The 18,764-nt window shown below is 62.4% G+C and carries 12 protein-coding genes; 11 read left to right on the top strand and 1 reads right to left on the bottom strand.

Translation table 11 applies throughout. The features are described 5' to 3' along the window. Positions 1 to 5: 5 nt before the first annotated feature. The 5 genes from U5A65_RS35915 to U5A65_RS35895 all read left to right on the top strand — a co-directional run bounded on the left by U5A65_RS35915 (position 6) and on the right by U5A65_RS35895 (position 7,977). A complete protein-coding gene (locus U5A65_RS35915) occupies positions 6 to 1,445 on the top strand; it encodes a DUF6519 domain-containing protein (RefSeq protein ID WP_321949221.1) in 1,440 nt (479 codons plus the stop codon). 15 nt (positions 1,446 to 1,460) lie between these two features. After that, a complete protein-coding gene (locus tag U5A65_RS35910; RefSeq protein WP_321949220.1) occupies positions 1,461 to 3,014 on the top strand; it encodes a hypothetical protein in 1,554 nt (517 codons plus the stop codon). 28 nt (positions 3,015 to 3,042) lie between these two features. After that, positions 3,043 to 3,696 carry a hypothetical protein gene (locus U5A65_RS35905; protein WP_321949219.1) on the top strand — a complete coding sequence of 218 codons (654 nt, stop codon included), beginning with the start codon at positions 3,043 to 3,045 and terminating at the stop codon, positions 3,694 to 3,696. A gap of 22 nt (positions 3,697 to 3,718) precedes the next feature. Beyond that, the gene (locus U5A65_RS35900; protein WP_321949218.1) at positions 3,719 to 7,195 is read left to right on the top strand and encodes an eCIS core domain-containing protein; all 3,477 of its coding nucleotides are present in this window, start codon (positions 3,719 to 3,721) and stop codon (positions 7,193 to 7,195) included. A 101-nt stretch (positions 7,196 to 7,296) separates the two neighbouring features. Beyond that, positions 7,297 to 7,977, top strand: a complete 681-nt coding sequence (locus U5A65_RS35895; RefSeq protein ID WP_321949217.1) for a hypothetical protein — start codon at positions 7,297 to 7,299, stop codon at positions 7,975 to 7,977. 582 nt (positions 7,978 to 8,559) lie between these two features. On the opposite strand, the gene U5A65_RS41015 is transcribed toward U5A65_RS35895, so the two are convergent. Beyond that, complete coding sequence (locus U5A65_RS41015) at positions 8,560 to 9,132, bottom strand: lytic transglycosylase domain-containing protein (RefSeq protein ID WP_415766232.1); 573 nt, start codon at positions 9,130 to 9,132, stop codon at positions 8,560 to 8,562. Positions 9,133 to 10,677: 1,545 nt separating this feature from the next. Between U5A65_RS41015 and U5A65_RS35890 the strand changes: the two genes are divergently transcribed. The 6 genes from U5A65_RS35890 (at position 10,678) to U5A65_RS35865 (ending at position 18,679) form a co-directional block, all read left to right on the top strand. Continuing rightward, a complete protein-coding gene (locus U5A65_RS35890; RefSeq protein WP_321949216.1) occupies positions 10,678 to 11,511 on the top strand; it encodes a phytanoyl-CoA dioxygenase family protein in 834 nt (277 codons plus the stop codon). Positions 11,512 to 11,528: 17 nt separating this feature from the next. Next, positions 11,529 to 11,942, top strand: a complete 414-nt coding sequence (locus tag U5A65_RS35885) for a RidA family protein (protein WP_321917688.1) — start codon at positions 11,529 to 11,531, stop codon at positions 11,940 to 11,942. A gap of 79 nt (positions 11,943 to 12,021) precedes the next feature. Further along, on the top strand, positions 12,022 to 13,383 hold the full coding sequence (locus tag U5A65_RS35880; protein WP_321917686.1) for a DUF1329 domain-containing protein: 1,362 nt from the start codon (positions 12,022 to 12,024) through the stop codon (positions 13,381 to 13,383). A 75-nt stretch (positions 13,384 to 13,458) separates the two neighbouring features. Then, the gene (locus U5A65_RS35875) at positions 13,459 to 15,291 is read left to right on the top strand and encodes a DUF1302 domain-containing protein (protein WP_321949215.1); all 1,833 of its coding nucleotides are present in this window, start codon (positions 13,459 to 13,461) and stop codon (positions 15,289 to 15,291) included. Between the two features lie 45 nt (positions 15,292 to 15,336). Then, entirely contained in the window at positions 15,337 to 17,697 is a 2,361-nt protein-coding gene (locus U5A65_RS35870) for an efflux RND transporter permease subunit (protein ID WP_321917682.1), read from the top strand. A gap of 16 nt (positions 17,698 to 17,713) precedes the next feature. Next, positions 17,714 to 18,679, top strand: a complete 966-nt coding sequence (locus tag U5A65_RS35865) for a WD40/YVTN/BNR-like repeat-containing protein (protein ID WP_321917680.1) — start codon at positions 17,714 to 17,716, stop codon at positions 18,677 to 18,679. The last annotated feature ends 85 nt before the right edge of the window (positions 18,680 to 18,764 follow it).

The raw sequence follows: 18,764 nt of genomic DNA, 5'->3' as shown, positions 1-18,764 counted from the left end.
CAGGCATGAAAAACATCGATATATCGCGCGACAGCTTCGAGGCGCTCAACGGCTTCAGCCGCGTGGTGTGGCAGCAAGGCCGCGTACAGCTCGACGCCGACCTGAACGAGCAGGCGTCGATCATGCTGCATACGCTGCGCACGATGATGGTCGACCTTGCCGGCCGCTTTGGCGGTCCTTTTGCAGCGTGCGGCTTTCGCGTCATGCTGACCGAGGACGATCTCACCGAAGAGATTGTCGAGGCCGAGCGCGACGAGGTGGCCGTTATGCTGCGCGAGCGCGCGCGCACCGATCTCGTCATTTCGCGCGGCCGCTACTACGTGGACGGGCTGCTTTGCGAAAACCACCGCTATATCCACTATTCGCGTCATGCCGGGCCGGAGCATCGCGAGCGCGGGATCGAAGAGGCCGGTTGCTACCTCGTATATCTCGACGTGTGGGAGCGCGAAATCACGGCGCTCGACACGGAAGCGATCAACGAGGTCGCGCTCGGCGGCGCGGACACCGCGGCGCGCATGCAGGTAGTCTGGCAGGTCCGTACCGTCGCGCTGCGCGAGCGCGCGCCTGTCTTTGTCGACATGAAGCCGACATGGGCCGATCTGGTCGGCCGCTGGCAAGGCCGGCATCGCGGCAAGCTGCGCTCGCGCGCGCGGGAGGGCGGCGCGCCGTACGACGACGATCCGGTTGGCGGGCGCCACACCTATCGCGGCCCTGAAAACCAGCTGTATCGCGTGGAGATTCATTGCGGCGGCAAAATCGGCGAGCGGCAGCGGCCGAGCTTCAAGTTCTCGCGCGAGAACGGCACCGCCGCGTTTCGCGTGGAGAGCGTGTCCGAAGACGGCTTGACGCTCACGCTGCGCGAGTGGGCCCGCGACGACACGCTCGCGATCGCGGTGGGCCAGTTCGTGGAACTCGTCGACGAAGACAGCATGCGGTACGGCGCGCCGGGCGCATTGCCGAAGGTGGCGGCGGTCGACCCGTTGAACCGCCAGGTGAAGCTCGACACGCCCGTGCACGCGCGCGCCTTGCGCACCGAAGAGGCGCTCGTGCTCAGGCGCTGGGATCAGCAGCCGGGCGAACCGAGAAAGGGCGGCCTCGAACTCTCGGGCGGCGCGGCGCTGATTGTGGAGGACGACTGGCTGACGCTCGAAGCCGGCATCGAGATCCTGTTCGAGCGCGCGCAGCTCAATGATTACCGCAGCGGCGACTATTGGCTCATTCCGGCGCGCGTGGCGACGGGCGACGTGATCTGGCCAGATCGCGACGGCGAGCCCGAAGCCTTGCCGCCGCAAGGCGTGCAGCACCACTATGCGCCGCTTGCGATCGTGGAAACGGACGGCGGCGCGGACGGCCTGAAAATGGTGGTGCCGCTCACACGGCGCTTTGGCGCCCGCAATGTCGACGTATTCGACTACGACGCGTTCGTCTTCGACGGCGAACGGTGAAGGGAGTGCGGGATCGTGATCGAGATCAGGCGCTGCCCCGGCTGCCAACGCTCGCTCCAGGTCGTGACGACCGAAGGCGAGGGCAACGCGTGCAAGCTTGCCGGCAACGCGAATATGCGCAAGTGCCTGTGGCGCCGCCTGCAGGCCGAGCTGCACGGCGGGCAGCCGAAGGAGGGCGGGCCGGCGGATGGGCGACCGGGCGAGTCACCCGTTGATTCATCTGCGCCGCCACCCGAAACGGCGGAGCGTGAGGAAGCGGAGCCGTTCGTCGAGCCCGCCACGGACGAACCTGCGCAAACGCCGGCCGAACCCGAGCCGCGCGAGGAACCCGAAGACCTCATCGAACCCGGGACAGGCACGCAAGCGCAACCTGAACCGCGCGCCGAACGCGGGCAGTCCGGCGATGCCGCCGAAGCCATAAGGCGCGAGGAAGATGAGGACTCCGTTGAACCCTTCTTGCACGAAACCGTTGAAGATCATGAACCGCGGGTTCAGCGCCCACAGGACGAGGCGCCGCCTCCCGGGCCCGACGATGTGGCGCGCGCCTTCGCGAGCAAAGTGGAGGAACTGCATGGCGTGATTCGCGCCCGCGAGCAGACGATCGAATCGTTGCACTCGAAGGTCTCGCAGCACGAAGAAACGCTCAAGGCGCATCTGCAAGACTCGTCCATCGTGCAGCGCGCGCTGCGCGAAGCCGAGGCGGCCAAGGCCGCGCTCAAGCGGGAACTCGAAGGGCTCGGTGCCGCCTTCAGCGACACGAAGCAGCAAAACGCCGACCTGCGCGGCCGCCACGACACCTTGCAGGCCGAGCGCGAAAAGCTCAAGTCGCAGCTCAGCCAGGCAGCGAGCGAAATACAGAGCGCGCGCACGGCAGTCGAGCGGCGCGTGGCCGACCTGATGCGCAATCGCACCATGAAGCTTGCCGGCATCAGCGTCATGGCGGGCATGCTCATGGGCCTTGGCGGCGGCTGGCTGCTGCGTCCCACTGACCGCGCAGCGGATCGAACCAGCATCCCGATGGCGGAACTCAACGACTGCCTGAACCACGCCGACTGGAATTGCGTCGATAGCGCCGCGAGCGCGGTGCTCGCGATCGACGCGTCCAACGCCGCCGCGCTCGCCGCGCGCCAGGAAGCGCAACTGGCAATCCGGCTCGTCGATCAGTCGCGCGCGCTGCGCGCGAGGGAGGCACACGTAGCGCAAGCACTACAGGCGGCAAAAGCGGCAGAACAAGCCGCGCAAGCGGCGCAAGCGAACGCCGCCCGCGCGGCCAGTGGGGCGCACTGCCCGTCCGCTCCGGCGGCGGCTGTGGTCAACCCGCCGGGCGCTACCGGCGAAACCGTGCAATCGGCAATCGAGCAACAGCGCAAAGCGACGGCAAAGGCGCTGGTCGGCGCGGCGGACGCGCAGATCGGCAAGGGAGGGTACGACTGCGCGATCGACCTCGCCACGCTGGCGGGCCGCTACGACAGCGACACGGCACCGCTCGCGAGAGGCATTGTCGGGAAGGCGCAAGTCCTCAAGCAGCAAGCGTTATCTGGAGTCCGAATCGAAAACTACCGGCAGTAGCCGCTGAGGACACGGGACAGGAGGTGACATGGACGGCTCGACCACGAATACGAACTTCGCGATGCGCTCGCCGCTGCTGGTGCGCGGCGTCACGGCCTGCGTGCTGCTCTCGCTGAGTGCCTGCGAAGGCATGTCGACGGGGCAGGCGCTGGCGTGCACCGGCTCCATCCTGGCCGGAGCGTTGATAGGCGGCGCGGCGGGACATGGCCAGGGCGCCGCGATCGGGGCGGGCGCCGGTGCTGCAGCGTGCGTCGCGATTTACTTCGCCATGCGAAAGACCAAGGAGGCGCCACAGGTCGACGACGACTTCAAACGCGCCCACAACGGCCAGTTGCCGCCTCAGCCAACCATTCTGAAAGCGGATATCCAGGCGCAGCCTTCGCAAACGGTGCGGCCCGGTGAGCAGTTCCTCGTCGTCACGAATATCGAGGCCGTGTCGGGCAAGAGCACGCCGCTCAACGACATCACCGCGGAAATCCGCCTGTATGCGGCCGGCAACAACAACCCGGTGATGTCGCAAAAGCAGGAGGTCTCGCGCGACCCGGGCAGCGGGGCTTACGAAGCGAAATTCAGGATCTCGCTGCCGGATTCCATGCCGCAGGGCCAGTACCGCGTGCAGACCGTCTACTACCTGAACCAGCAGCCAGCGGACAGCCGCTCGATGCTGGTTCAGGTCGTCTAGATCCATAGCGTGAACCACGGCCATGTTCGCGCCGCCCGTACCCGTTCCAGCCAGGTCCGCCACGCGCACGGCCCGCGAAGGGGCCGAGCCCGCCGCGCAGCGCGCGAGGCGCGACGCCGAACGCGACGCGGCCGCGCTCGCTTCGACCGGCTTGCTTATCCAGCGCAAATGCGCATGCGGCTGCAATCCCGGCAATGGCGACGATTGCGCGCCTGACGACGCAAGCGCGGGAGCGCAAGCCGTCGTGCAGCGCAAAGCCGCAGGCGAGGGCGGGAGCGAAACTTGGCGAGATGCCGTGGCCGCCGCGCTTGCCAGTGCAGGACGGCCGCTCGACACAGCGTTGCGCGAATCGATGCAGGCGCACATCGCGAGCCAGTTGCCGCATCGCGTGCCGGGTCACGCGGCGCCGCGCGCACCGCTTGCCGCGCACGCCGCCGGTGCCACTCATGCCGCTCATGCCGGGCAACTGCGCATCGGGCCCGCAACGGACGCCTTCGAGCGCGAAGCCGACGCCGTCGCCGCGGCGCTCGACCGCTTTCCGGGCGCGGGCGCGCGCGAAGCGCGGTCGCGCTTCGATTTCAGTGCCGTGCGCGTGCATGACGATGCTGCGAGCGCGGCCTCCGCACGGGCGCTCGGCGCGCTCGCCTACACGGTGGGGCCGCATCTCGTGTTCGGTGCAAGTCGTTACGCGCCGCATAGCGCGAGCGGGCGCAGACTCATCGCGCACGAACTGACCCACGTGGCGCAGCAAGGCGCCGCGCCGCTCGTGCTGCGGCGCGCGCCGGACGATCCGCATGCCGCGCAGCCGGCGGAGCACCACAGGACCTGCCGCACCGGACATACGTCTGGTCAGGGCGAGCTCGTCCCCGAGGACGAGAAGGGCGGTAACGTCGACCTCTACTACCGGATCTGGGGCACGTGGCGTCGGGGCGATGCGGATCTAAAAATGTTTGCCGAGCGCGTGGTCAATGCATGGATTCCATGGCGCTTTGGGCCGCTCGCGGCAGAGGATCGCCACAAGGTCAGCGACTTCCTTTTCCAGACGGCGTTAAGCAAAATCGGCCGGGGCGTGGGCATGGACGGATGTGACTATGCGATCGCACTCACGAGGAGCGCTCTCGACAAGGCAGTCGAGCTCTCGGGCGAAAACCAGCGCTCCGCGGAAGTGCGACGCGAACGCAAAGCGCTTGCCGAGGGGCAGGGCGCAATGCCGAAAACGGAGGATCTGAGCGTCAGTCAGCGGCTCGTTCTGCTTGAGCAGCGTATCGACATGTACTGGACGTCCAATCAGGACGAAGAAGCGATACTCGACATCCTCCGGCACACGCCCGACGATCAGGCCGCGGACCTTTCGCGCCGGCTCTCGACCGACCGCCACGGCGACGAAACGTATTTCGCGGCGCTCGACCGCGTGGTCGATCTGGGCAACAACCTCGAACTCCATGAAGAACTCACGAAGCTGCACTTGCGCGGCCTCGGCAAAGAAAAAGGCGTTAGCGCCATTCTCGACAATGCGCCCGTGCTGCCGTGGCATGACGTCATGGGCTTCGGCGCCGACACACCCGTCACGTTTTCTCTCACTGCCGCGAGCGCGGGCAAGATCGTCGTGAAGTGCCATGTGGGCACTGCGCTGTTCGGATCCGACATGCCCTTCAAGGGCGAGATCGACGCGCTGCCTGGCGAGATGAGGATCGGCGGTAAGGCCTACGACGCCGACCAGCTTTTCAAGGTCCACGACTGGGACGAGGGCAAGTTCGTCGTGGTGCGCGCACGCGACCTGCTGGCCTACCAGCATATCGGCGTGCGCAACTGGCTCGGGCACATGGCGACGGTCGCTAGTTTCGCGCTGCCGGTGGGCACAGCGGCGACGGCGGCTGGCAAGGTTGCGCTGTTCACGATCGAGCGCGCCTTGCCACTGTTGATTCTCGCGACGCGCGAGAACCGGCTGAGCCTCCTGAAATGGTTCCCCACCTGGGGGCCGCGAATGATCTATTTCGCGGACATCGCCGAACTGGCGATCGGCCTGTACGGGGTGGGGAGCTTCGCGCGCTCGGGAGCGAAGTTCTTCAACGCCTGGCGCGAGGCACGCTTCGCGCGCAAGCTATGGGAGGCCGGCCAGAGCGTGCCCGAAGCCGAGAGCGCCGCCACGCGCATCGAGAGCGCCGCCGACAAGGTACTGCAGGCTGAATCGGAGTTCCGCCAGGCGGAGTCTGCCGGCACCCACGTTGGGGCGCCAGGCGCCGACACGCCCGAAGGGCTGCCGCTGAAAACGCCCGACGCCGACGCCGCGGCGGCTCAGGCGCACGGGGGCAGCGGAACGGCCGCGCCGCACGGCGCGCCGCCTCGCGACAAGGTGTTCGCGAGTGTTCCCGTGAAGGGCGGCCATCATGTCGAGGCAACAGCGAGGGGGCTGGAGCTGTGCAGTCCGCCTCCGTGCCCGCTCCTGCGCGTCGAGTACGCCGCGGAGCTAAAGCGCAATCCGCACTTGAACAAGGAAATGGATGCGCTCGACACCCTGCGCAAGAACAACGCGCCGGAAGCGGCCCGCAAAGCCGCCGAACTGCGCGAAACGCTCGACTACCTTAGGGCGCATGGCGCGCTGTTCGACAAGCTGCAGCTCCACGGCACGCCCGCGCAGGAGGCGCGGCTCGCGAGACTTTTCGAAACGGCCGAGGACGCGGGCATTTTCGTCGGCGAGCCGCAGCTGAATGCGATTGTCGATCGGATGCGCAACGCGCGCGGCCCCGCCGGCATCGAGCGCGAGCTGGCTTCACTGGAACGGGATCTGGAGATAGGCCCGGCAGTCAGGGAGGAGACGAGCGGTGCGGCGCGCGTGGGCCGTACAGCCGGGAGATCACCCGCCGCTACGGAGGAGTTGGGCGGCGCCCCCCGGCGGCCGGAGGTCGACGACCCCGACATCCCCGCGCCCCAGCGCTTGCATCCCGAGCCGTCCCTCGGGGGCAACGCCGAAGCGGCGCGCGCGCGCGGGCTGCCCTCCGAGGTCGTTGACAGCGGCTACGTCTACACGCGCCGCGACCTGTCCGACGTGGTGCCGGAAACCGGATTCAGTCGCGCGCGGCCGGCGCGACAGGCGTCGCCGCTGACCGAGGAGCGGGTGCGCGGCGTCGCCGGGCGGCGGCCGACCGCAGCGCCTGACCTGGCCGACGTGCAGAACAGTACGGTTGCGGCCGACCTCCGCTTGACCGAGGACCACCTCGCAAAGCTGAACCGCGGCCTGCCGCCCGGGTCGCGCTGGACGCTCGAGGACGTCCGAATCAACCGCACGCAGGTGGCCGAGGGCACAACGGGGCCGATGCGCGCGAGTTTGCACACGCGACCGGACATGCAATTCACTATCCGCGACCCAGAGGGTCGCGCGCAGCGCTTCGTGATCGAATACGACCGCTCGCCGCCCACGCGCGCGCTCGGCCACGCGCTCGACATCCTCGAGCGCGACCCAGCAGCGATCGTGATACTGAAAGTCATTGGTTTCGACTGACAGCCGCCGCGCGGCATTGACAAGCCCGACGGCGCCCAATAGTGCTGGACTTACGCTTTCTGTGAAGCGGGCTTTAGTTTTATTCGAAGCACGGAGTCAATATGCAAACTGCTGAACCCTACCTCGTATTACTGGCTTTATTGTTGGTCGGCATGGTCGTAGGATATGTTACGTTCCTCATTTTCCGCATGAGCGTACATCAGCAGAAGTTCGATTGGGTCGGAGCGCTTTCAGTCATTACCACACTCGCTGGTGGTGGATTCCTAACGTATAAGTCACAGCCAATCAACTTTGCAGCCTATGGAATAGGATTTTTTGTAGGGTTCGCTTCCTATTGGCAATTGCTTCAGTCTTCACGTTTTGATGGTTCGAATTTCCAAACTGGAAGTCGAGCCGCGGCTGTTCACGATAATTTGCCCCACGACGCGGCACCTGAAGAAGATGACATCGAATACGTGCCACCGCAACAACGGCCTGGGAAACGGTTGCACCTTCCTGAGGAACCAGAGGATTTAATCAAGCAAGTGCTAGATGACACTGCGCCGCCAGCGATGCGTGTACGAGCAATACTTGCGCTTCGAACAAAGCGACACTCGTCCGATTTTTTAGGTACAGATAATTTATGGCTGGATTTAGGGTTGGTAGGCTTCGACCTGCTGTTTCTGGTCGCGCTATTGAAAGTCCCAATGGCGTCGTCGGAGGGAGACTGTCTGTATACCGTCGATGACCTCGTGAGACGTCTTCAAAGCGGTAGAAACGACGTGCGCAATGACGTGCTATAAGCGTAGCTGAGCGGCAAATACCTCAGCCAAACACCATCATGGGTGCGCATCCTACTACACGTTAGATGGCGCGCAGCTGTCCCGCCGGGACACGCTGCCCCGCCGGGAGATGGAAAGGAATAGTAAGAGGTGTCACCTTGATTTTCGTGCAAGTTTCCGGCTAGGGGACCCACGCCAGATGGCGCGTTGCGTTATTTCCCCAAATATTTTCTCTTAAAAATCAATCGGTTGCTATCTACCTATATGGGGTAGACGTACAGGAGAATTTTGGCTGTACGAGATTGACCAAACTTATATCAATCCTCGCCGGTGATTGCATTTCCGAACGTTCGTTTGGCATTTTGGTTACGCATGTGAGAAGCAGGCTCGACGCCAACACATTCCCTTCGACCAGCGATGGGAGAGGGAGGCCAGCGCATACAGCGTGCGTCGCGCGGGCGAACCACGTATGACAGGAACTCGCCAATGACGACAAGGTACTTGTGGTCTTTCGTGCTGCGGAAGCCTGCATGTCGCCGAACTGGCATCGGATCAGGCGCATTACTTTATTAATTTCACAACTAGATCCAAACAAGGCTGCGCCTACAAACCAAATGCCATTCTCATCATGCTCAAGCGATCGGCTACGCGTCGTGCATAGCCCTTGGCGCCCCCGCTATAGCGAAATAACGCGCCCTCAAGGTTTCCACCTGACGACCTTATGTAGTCTCGCAGAATTGCAGACCCAATGCGGACGTTCGTGCGCGGGTCGGTCAAATCGGACGTGCGCAGGACACGGTCTCTGTGTTGGCTCGGAAGCACTTGCATGAGTCCCTTCGCGCCAACCACACTTACCGCAAATCTGTCGAAACTAGATTCGACTGCGATCACTGCGAGCAATAACAACGGCGAGATTGTGTAGTGCCTTGCCGCAGTTAGCACCGCGTGACCGATCCCCAAGGCGTCGTGCAATCCTATATGAAAACGAGAACTCACAACAGTTGCGATTTCCTCTGCCGTGGGTGCTTCCTCTAGCGGCAAGTCGACCGCTTCGGCCGACGTCGGCCACGTCGGCGCAACAGCGCCATAACACGGCCCCGTTAGCGAACAGAAAACCACAATCGCCGAGAGCACGATGTCGCGCAGCCGGCGAGCAGGAGTGTGCAACCACCCCATTGAAACTTCGCTCAGGTTCGTGAACACGGTCTATGTTCCTCAATATTCCGCGGTCACGAACGGTTCAAGCGGCCTTCCATGGAACGGCATGACGACGAATAGTAAAAACAACAAACTTAGAAATCGAGCGGAAACTGCAAAGTCGTCAAAGCAGACGTCCAAGCGCCTTGATCAATGCGAGCCGCGCACGTTTCGTTCGCAACCAACTCGCGAGCGCTGACATATCGGTGGTGCGCTGCCATGAACCTGTACACGCCAGTGGATCTTTCACGTTTGATCCGTTCATCCAACTCTGCCATGGCCGGATCGCTCGAAATCTTCTCGATGCCAATCAAAATGCTCCTTCAATGTCAAAGAATCGTCGGCGTTACAGTATGCATACCTTACTAAAATCTACAGTCCGACGGTAGACGTTCCGGTTCAACCATGGCACGAACGTGTATTCGTCGTATGCATTGCTGCCCACATAAATCCAATTGCTGAGAATGCTGGACATTATCGTCTCCCACTCTTTCCACCACTAACGGCCACCACACCGGTTTTGCGACAAACGCCGCTTCATGCCGGCTCTCATGTACTGCGCTGCGAAGACGCCGGGTTGCCAACTCGTTCGCCTGCAGCACGTCGCCAGCAAGGGGAGGGCCGCGTACCGCATCGGCGCTCCCCCGTTCGCGCAAGGGCGACTCGACGTCGATCTTTGCGGGCAGTGTTCGCAACAGATCTGCAAGCTGGGCCTCTCGACCCGACCCTCCCGTCTGCATGCGGAAGAGCAGATATACTCAAAAACGTAAAACGTAGTACACAAAGACTAAGATAGGTACGTTTACCAAATAACGCAAGAAAAACTTTGGCGTCGTAGCTACTGCCTCACGCCCGAAAAGGCAGTCTGGATAGTTCAAGCTGCGCTAAGGTGCAGGAACTGCTTCCCGGGAACCGCCGTGGACCTGGCAGGCTGTCGCTCGCGCAAGCCTGAGAGAAGGCCGCGGATGCCTTCTTTTCCTGTTACCTGTTGTTTTTCTTCATGACCTAATTTAGGTGGCGTTTCCTAGGAAGATTCTGGAGGCGTATGCAACCACGACGCCGAACGACGTTTCAGGAGCTCCACGGTCGATGAAGCCACGCGAGGCATTCGCCGAGGAAGACGCTGTCTAGCCATTGACCTTGTGAGCGAGCGGTCACTAACCCGGCGCATCCTGATCTTGGCCCAGGATATAAAAAAGCTGGGACCCATCGCTGCCTGCTTCTTCGACTGCGCTGCGCACAAGACTGATGATCGCAACACCGATCCGTTCGCGAAGCGCGCACGGGCGCCCGGGCGGCCTGATAGGGCAGTTCTGGTTCGACGGGTTGCTCGCTGATCTAGGAGGGGTCGGGGCACGTTCGGTACTTCGTCATTGGCCGTAACCCCCGGAACACAGGGAATTCCCTGTCTTTTTTCTTTTTCTTATTTTTGTATTATGACCTAACTTTGGTAGCATTTTCTACGAAGGCGTCGCGGGAAGCGTTTGCAACCGGGTCGCCTGTTGACGACTCAGGAGTTCAGCAATGGATGAAGCCACACGCAAGGCCTTCGTGGAGGACGGCGCCGTTCTGGTCAAGGGCCTTCTCAGCGAGCAACAGTTGGTCCGGTGCCGACAGGTCTTCGACTGGGGTATAGAGAACCCCGGGCCCATGGCCTGCAGCCTCTTCGAAGGCACAGTGCACAAGACGCACAACGACAACGCCAATCCGTATGCGAAGGGGCGTCTGGACGAGCTCGCTGGCGAGCTGCCGTTCGGCCGACTGTTCGCGGATCTTTGGGGTTCAGACAACGTCTGGTATTTCGCCGAGGAACTGTTTCTCAAGAGTGGGGGTAGTAGCGGCCGCTCGCCTTGGCATCAGGACACGTCCTACCTGCCATGGAAGGGGAAGCACTTCGGCAATGCCTGGATCAGTTTCGAGGCGGTGCCCAAGCAAAATGCGCTCGAGGTCGTGCGTGGGTCGCATCAAGGCCCACGTCACGACGGCACGACCTTTCAAAATGCTGAAGATCCGACTGAACCCTTGCATGGCGGCGATGTCTGGCCTCGCTTGCCAAATATCGAAGTAGAGCGCCGCGCTAACCCGGGTGCCTACGACATCATTTCCTGGGCGACCGAGCCGGGTGACGTCTTGCTATTGCATCCGGGCGTACTTCACGGTGGCGGCGCGGTGGATCCGGCGTTTCCGGATCGCCACACGCTCGTGCTGCGTTTTTTCGGCGACGACGCGGTTTTCAGCCCCCTTCCGCAACCGAGTATCTCGGGCTTCACACCGGCGGGGGTCTTGTTCGTTGCAGAACTCGCCGCGCTGAAAGACGGGGATCCGTTTCGCGCAACGTGTTTCCGTCAACTCGTCTGATCAAAGGAACTACCATCATGGCAATGCCCACTTCGCGGCAATCGATTATCCCGACGTCGTTCCAGGCGTTCTACGACGCCTATCACTTTTCGCCCGCGACTCGCGTGGGGGACACGATCTGGGTCTCCGGTCAGGTTGGCGTCGGCCCGGATATGAAAGCGGGCGAGGGCATGCAGGCGCAAGCCCGCATCGCCTTCGAGTCCCTGAAGCTTGTCCTCGAGACGGCGGGCGCGAGCCTATCCGACGTGGTGGAATTGACCACGTTTCACACTGACCTTCGCGGCGAGTTGGAGGACTTTTCGGAAGTCAAGGACGCGTACTTCCCGGCGCGCTATCCGTCGTGGACGGCAGTTGGCGTAACGCAACTGGCGCTTCCGGAGTTGTGCATCGAGATTCGGGCCGTGGCCGTGGCAGGGTGCGGCGGGGGCTGAGCGGGCTGGTCCGCCGATGTCGGGTTTGAATCAATCAATTTGTAGTGCGAACGAAAGTGGGATAGGACGGAGAGTCAAGATGAGAAAGCACACAATCGGAGCTGCTTCCGCCATCGCGGCCGCATTATTGCTCGTGGCCGGAGTGGCCGTTGCCGAGGACCTTACGCCTTCAGGCGCCGAGCGCGCGGCCAGCAAGGACGGGCTCGTGCCCGCGTTTGCCGGTAGGGAAGCTTCGCCCGCAGGATGGGAATGGGGCAAGGCTCGCGGCGACTTCTGGAAGTACAAGAATGAAAAGCCCCTGTACACGATCGACGCGTCGAACGTCGACAAATATGCCGACAAGCTCTCGCCGGGGCAGACCCAGCTCGTCAAGCAACTGAAGGGCTATCGCATGGATGTCTATCCGTCACATCGTGAATGCCAGTTGCCGGAATTCGCCGAGCAGAATTCGAAGGCAAACCTCACGACGGCGAAACTCGCTTCGGACGGCGAGACGGTGCAGGCTGCAGTGCTGCCGGGGGTCGCCTTCCCGCAGCCAAAAAACGGCGCCGAAGCGATTCTGAATTACGAAACGCGTTACCGCGGCGAAGGTATCGAGTGGTCACCGGTTGTTACCGCCATTTCCCCGCGCCCCGGCAGTAGTGACTGGATCGACGCAATCGGTCCGCAGGCGTTCTATTTCCCAGCGGGCAAGGAAGGCAAGACGTCGCCGCAGGACGTCGACCAGTTCAACCTGGGCGCCTACTTTTCGGTCGATTCGCCCGCTGCGCTGGCTGGTCAGGCATTCGTGCAACGCCAGTACTTCGACAAGGACTCGGAAACGTACTACTACTTTCCCGGCCAGCGTCGCGTGAGGCGTATGCCGGCCTATACGCACGATGCACCGCTGATAGGCTTCGAAAATCAATACCTGATCGACGAATCCAACATGTTCAATGGATCCATTGACCGGTTCAACTGGAAGCTCGTGGGCAAGCAGGAAATGATTGTTCCCTACGATGATTTCGGCATCTACACCTTCAAGGACAAGTTGCACGACGTCGCCACGCCCACCGGCATTTCGTCCGATCATCGTCGCTACGAGGTGCACCGCGTCTGGGTAGTCGAGGCAACGCTTAAGCCATCGGCGCGGCATGTCGCTTCGAAAAAGATCTTCTATCTGGACGAGGACAGCTGGCTCGCGCTCGTGGGCGAGGACTATGACGCGCAGGGCAAGCTCTGGAAGATGCGTGAGAGCTACCCTATACCGGTGTGGGAACTGGGTGGCGCGTGCGACAACGAGCCGATGGCGCAGTACGACCTCAACAACGGACGCTACGTTTTTGATGCATCCTCGATTGGCCAGGGCAAGGATATCCGCTGGTACCAGCAGGTCAATGATCCTCGCTTCAAGACAGATTTTTACTCGGCCGAATCCCTGCGATCGGTGAGCGAGCGCTGAAATCTGGCAAACCAAAAGGGGGGCGGCGCGCACCGTGGCGCGCGCCGGTTATGAAATTGGCGGCAGGGGAGAATCATGAAAGCGAAGACAATAGGAAGGACTGCTACAGTTTCACTGGCTATCGCCGGTGCGGCGGCAACGTCCAGTGCGTACGGCTACGAGTTTACGACCGGGATCAACGATCTCTCGGGTTCGTGGGTGACCAACCTCACGGCAGGCGGAGGCATCCGCACCAAAAACCCGAGCTGCTCGCTCACGGGCGACCCGAACGCGTTCGGCTGTGGAGCAGCGGCTAATGTGAACCAGTGGGGCGTTGGCGACAACGGCGACCTGAACTATCGCAAAGGTCAGCCTTTCAGCACCTACATCAGCGCGACCAGCGAACTGCTGATGAAGATGCCGAGCGAGGGACTCAAGTTCATGATCCGCGGCACCGGCATGTACGACTTTCTCGCCGGTGACACGAACAGAACCCCGCTTTCGAGCAGCGCATCGGCGCAGATTGTTTATGACGTGCAGTTGCTCGACCTGTGGGGGGAGAAGGATTTCACGATCGGTGGCAACGCCGCGCATGTTCGGCTCGGCAATCAGGTGATCAACTGGGGGGAAAGCATTTTCGCGATGGGTGGCGTGAACGCCACGAATTCGCTGGATGTCCAGAAGCTGCTGATTCCCGGCTCGCAACTCAAGCAGGCGCTCCTGCCCGCGCCGATGATCAGCTTCGCCGCCGATCTTTCTCATGGATTCAGTACTGAGGATTACTATCAGTTTCAGTGGAACGGCAACCGCTATCCGCCGGTGGGATCGTACTGGTCAGTGTCGAACAGCCTCGGCCGCGGTACGGAGCCCTATACGGTAAGCACCAACAACCTGAACGTAGCCGGACCGAGTGCGGGCACGATCGCCGGGCCTGCAAGCGGCAACCAGAACGCACTCAATGGTATCTACACCGGGCTCGTGAATGGCGATTTCGCCGGGCCGCCGAACAACGTCATCGGCCTCCCGGTCAACTGGGAGGCACCCTCGAAGTACAAGCCGCAGTTCGGCGTGAAATTCAACTATTCGCCGCGTTCTTTCGACGCGAACTTCGCGATCTATTACCTGAACTACACCGACAAGTCTCCGGTGCTTTCGTCACTGGCCAACGGGACACTTCAGTGGTCGTATCTGCAGAACCGTCAGCTCTTCGGCGCGAGCGCGAACTTCGGGCTCGGCCCCTGGGCGATCGGCACAGAACTTTCGTACCGGCCCCATGACGCCGTGGCGCTCTCCAGTTGTTATGGCGCCGGCGGGCCGCTCGACCTGAATACCAACGGCGTGACCGGCGTCGATTGCCAGCAGTGGGCCGACAAGAAGCGATTCCAGTACGACATCAACGGCATCCTCGCGCTCACACGCAGCGAATACCCGTTTCTCAAACTGATCGGCGCGGACGCTGCGGCGCTGACCTGGGAACTGACGTGGATCTACTACCCGGGTCTGAGCTCGAGCGGCGTCACGCGCACGGTTAACGGGCAGACCGTCACACAGGTGCCGATGGCGGGATATTTCCCCTGGTTGAACAACAACTCGAGCCTGGGTTACCCCATCGCCATGGCGCAGGGCTCGTCGAGCTCGGTAGGGGCGACGGTCGATTTCAACTGGACCTATGACGGCACGCTAATTCACGGCTGGCAGGTAACGCCGGGCGTTACGTTTGCCGATGGCCTGTACGGCTACACCCCGACGCTGAGCGCGAACTACATGCAGGGGGCGAAGTCACTGAACCTCTACGTGCTGTTCAACCAGAACCCCACCGTATGGCAGGCCGGAATCAACTACACCCTGTTCTGGGGAGGGCACAACACGGTCGGACAGCCGTATGCGGACCGAAACTTCGTCGGGATGTTCGTCACCCGCAACTTCTGACGATGCCATGCCGTACGCCATTGAATCATCTGAAGGGATATTGCCGTGTTAAATCGCCTGGTAAAAACGCTGGAACGGTTCTTCTTCGGTCACCGTGCGGCGGTGCTCGTGAGCATCGGCCTGTTCACCGCCGTCATGGCCTTTTTCGCGGTGCAGCTGCGCATGGACGCGGGCTTCGAGAAGCAGATGCCGATCGGCCACGAGTACATCCAGACCTTCCAGAAGTACCGCTCCGACCTGCTCGGCGCCAACCGGATCACCGTGGTCGTGCGTGCACACAAGGGCTCGATCTGGACGAAGGAAGGGTTGACGCGACTGTACAAGGTGACCCAGGCGGTGACGTACCTGCCGAACGTAGACCGCATTGGCGTGCAGTCGCTGTGGACACCGAACGCCTACGTGAACGAGATCACCGAAGAGGGTTTCCGCGCAGAGCCGATCATCTCCGGCACGATCACACCTGACCAGCTCACGCCCGACGTTGTCGCGAAGGTTCGACGTGCGACGACGCTCGGCGGCTATATCGGCACGCTCGTTTCACACAACGAAGACAGCGCGATGATCACGGCCGAGCTCAACGAACGCGACCGTAACGGCAAGGTGCTCGATTACGTGGCGTTCAACCACCTGCTCGAAGCGCAGATCCGCAAGCCGTTCGAAGACGCGGGCTATGAAATCCAGATCATCGGCTTTGCCAAGCAGATTGGCGATATCGCCGATGGCGCAACGGCCGTGCTCGGATTCTGCGGCATTGCGCTGCTGCTCACGGCGCTCGCGGTGTACTGGTACTGCCATTCGGTGCGCTTCACCGTGCTGCTCATTTCATGCTCGCTGACATCGCTCGTCTGGCAGTTCGGCACGCTGAAGCTGCTGGGCTTCGGGCTGGACCCGCTCGCAGTGCTGGTGCCATTCCTCGTGTTCGCGATTGGTGTTTCGCACGGCGTGCAGCAGGTCAACTTCATCGTGCGCGAGATCGCGCACGGCAACAGCTCGTTCGATGCGGCGCGCCATAGCTTCAGCGGCCTGCTGATCCCGGGTGTGCTGGCGCTCGTAACGGCATTCGTATCGTTCATCACGCTGTTGCTCATTCCGATTCCAATGGTGCGCGAACTGGCCATCACTGCCTCGCTCGGTGTCGCCTACAAGATCGTGACGAACCTCGTGCTTCTGCCGGTTGCGGCGTCGTGCTTCAACTTCACGAAGCGCTATGCGGACAGCGCACTCGCGCGCAGCGAGCGGCGCTCAGCGTGGCTGCGCGGGCTCGCGCGCATCGCCCAGCCGCGCTACGCGGGCGTCACCGTGGCATTGACACTGATCGTGTTCGCACTCGCCGCGTGGCAAAGCCGCGACCGCGTGATCGGCACGCTGCAGCCGGGCGCGCCTGAACTGCGTGCGGGTGCGCGCTTCAACCGTGATGCTACGTCTATCGCGAGCAACTACGACATCGGCCTCGACTGGCTCACTGTCGCGATCGAGTCGGCGCAGAAGGGCTGCGACAACCCGGCAGTCGGTCTGTATGAGGACGACCTCACGAGCGCGATGCGCACCGAGCCAGGCGTGGTGTCGGCGCAGTCGTATTCGGCGATGCTGCGCCGCTACAACCAGGGTTACAACGAGGACTATCCGAAGATGAACGTCGTGCCGATTGACCCCGAAAACTACGGCGCGGTGTCGGTGGATGTAGGCCGGGTGAAGGGCTTCATGAAGGCGGATTGCAGCATGACGGGCGTGCATCTGTTCCTCACCGACCACAAGGCCACGACGATCAGCCGGATTCTGGACGACGTGAAGACGTATCGCGCTACGCATCCTTTCCCGGGCATTACGGTGCGTCTCGCGGCTGGCAATGCCGGGGTACTCGCCGCAACCAATGAGGAGGTGGCGGCGAGCGAGCTGCCGATGATGCTCTATGTCTACGCCGCCATCCTGATCCTCGTGTTTCTCGCCTACCGCGACTGGCGCGCGATGCTGGCGTGCTGCCTGCCGCTCTCGGTGGCGACCTTCATCGGCTACTGGTTCATGAAGGAACTGCAGATCGGCCTCACGGTAGCCACGCTGCCGGTGATGGTGCTGGCCGTGGGCATTGGCGTGGATTACGCGTTCTATATCTATAACCGGCTGCAGGTGCACCTGGCGAGTGGGCAGAACATCGTCAAGGCTGTGCAGCACGCGATGCTGGAAGTGGGCGTGGCGACGATATTCACCGCCATCACGCTGGCAATCGGCGTGGCGACGTGGAGCTTCTCGGCGCTGAAGTTTCAGGCCGACATGGGCAAGCTGCTGGCGTTCATGTTCCTGGTGAACCTGCTGATGGCGATGACGGCGCTGCCGGCACTCGCCTCGGTGCTCGAACGCTGGTTCCCGCGCCGCAAACCGGCGCGCGCGCCTGGACTCTTCAGTCACTAACATGGGAGACGCAGTCATGATCAAGATGCTTGTTGCCTGTGCTGCGCTGTGTGCGAGTGCGGCAGTCTGGGCCCTTCCACCAGGAACCGTTGCGGACTGGGCCGCTAAACCGGCGCATTCGTGGACTGCGCCAGCGCACATGATGTTGCTCGACGCCGCGCGTGCCGGTAAGCGCATCGTCTCCGTGGGCGAGCAGGGTGTGATCATCCTTTCGGATAACAACGGCAATACTTGGCGCCAGGCGAGCCATGTGCCAGTTTCGGCCACGCTCTCTGCCGTCACCTTCACGGACGCGCAGCACGGCTGGGCCGTGGGCCAGTGGGGCGTGATTCTTGCGACCGACGACGGCGGTGAGACGTGGCAGAAACAGCGCATGGACATCTCGGTCGACCAGCCGCTGTTCTCGGTGATCTTCACGAACGCACAGGACGGGATTGCAGTGGGCCTGTGGTCGCTGATGCTCGCGACGCACGACGGTGGCAGGACGTGGACGAAGGTGATGGTACCGAAGCCGCCAGGCGCTGGCCGAGCGGACCGCAACCTGTACCACATCTTTGCCGATCAGAAGGGCACGCTCTATATCGATTCGGAACAGGGCATGGTGCTCAGGTCCACGGATGGCGGAGCGAACTGGAGCTATCTGGCGACGGGCGGCAAGGGCACGCTGTGGACGGGCGTGGCGTTGCCTGACGGCCGGATCGTCGTTGGTGGCCTGCTCGGCAGTCTGTTCGAAAGCCGCGATGGCGGGGCGACGTGGGCGGCACTGAACGCGGGCACGAAGAGTTCGATCACCGATCTTGTAGCGACCCGAAACGGACTCGTGGGCGTCGGACTCGATGGCCTTGTGTTCCGGCAACGCGAGGGCGGCACGTCGTTCGAGGTTCAGCAGCGCGACGATCGTGCGACGCTCACCGCCGCATTGATCGATGGCACCGGCAAACCCGTGCTGTTTTCGCAGGGCGGGGTGCTGACGGCCCGTTGAGAAACGGTCGTCGCTGCCGTGTTAAATCGTTCTCCTTAAGAGCGGGCAAGAAAAAGGGAGAAGCAATGATACTGAATTGGGCATC

It is taken from the genome of Paraburkholderia sp. J10-1, assembly GCF_905220165.1.
Classification (GTDB): domain Bacteria; phylum Pseudomonadota; class Gammaproteobacteria; order Burkholderiales; family Burkholderiaceae; genus Paraburkholderia.
Note: the sequence above shows the minus strand (reverse complement) of the source record. Positions and strands in the feature narration are given on the sequence as shown.

Bases quoted from the DNA above. Each gene is read 5' to 3' on its own strand.
- U5A65_RS35915 (WP_321949221.1), top strand. From the start codon at position 6: ATGAAAAACATCGATATATCGCGCGACAGCTTCGAGGCGCTCAACGGC.
- U5A65_RS35905 (WP_321949219.1), top strand. From the start codon at position 3,043: ATGGACGGCTCGACCACGAATACGAACTTCGCGATGCGCTCGCCGCTG.
- U5A65_RS35900 (WP_321949218.1), top strand. From the start codon at position 3,719: ATGTTCGCGCCGCCCGTACCCGTTCCAGCCAGGTCCGCCACGCGCACG.
- U5A65_RS35895 (WP_321949217.1), top strand. From the start codon at position 7,297: ATGCAAACTGCTGAACCCTACCTCGTATTACTGGCTTTATTGTTGGTC.
- U5A65_RS41015 (WP_415766232.1), bottom strand. From the start codon at position 9,132: ATGGGGTGGTTGCACACTCCTGCTCGCCGGCTGCGCGACATCGTGCTC.
- U5A65_RS35890 (WP_321949216.1), top strand. From the start codon at position 10,678: ATGGATGAAGCCACACGCAAGGCCTTCGTGGAGGACGGCGCCGTTCTG.
- U5A65_RS35885 (WP_321917688.1), top strand. From the start codon at position 11,529: ATGGCAATGCCCACTTCGCGGCAATCGATTATCCCGACGTCGTTCCAG.
- U5A65_RS35880 (WP_321917686.1), top strand. From the start codon at position 12,022: ATGAGAAAGCACACAATCGGAGCTGCTTCCGCCATCGCGGCCGCATTA.
- U5A65_RS35875 (WP_321949215.1), top strand. From the start codon at position 13,459: ATGAAAGCGAAGACAATAGGAAGGACTGCTACAGTTTCACTGGCTATC.
- U5A65_RS35865 (WP_321917680.1), top strand. From the start codon at position 17,714: ATGATCAAGATGCTTGTTGCCTGTGCTGCGCTGTGTGCGAGTGCGGCA.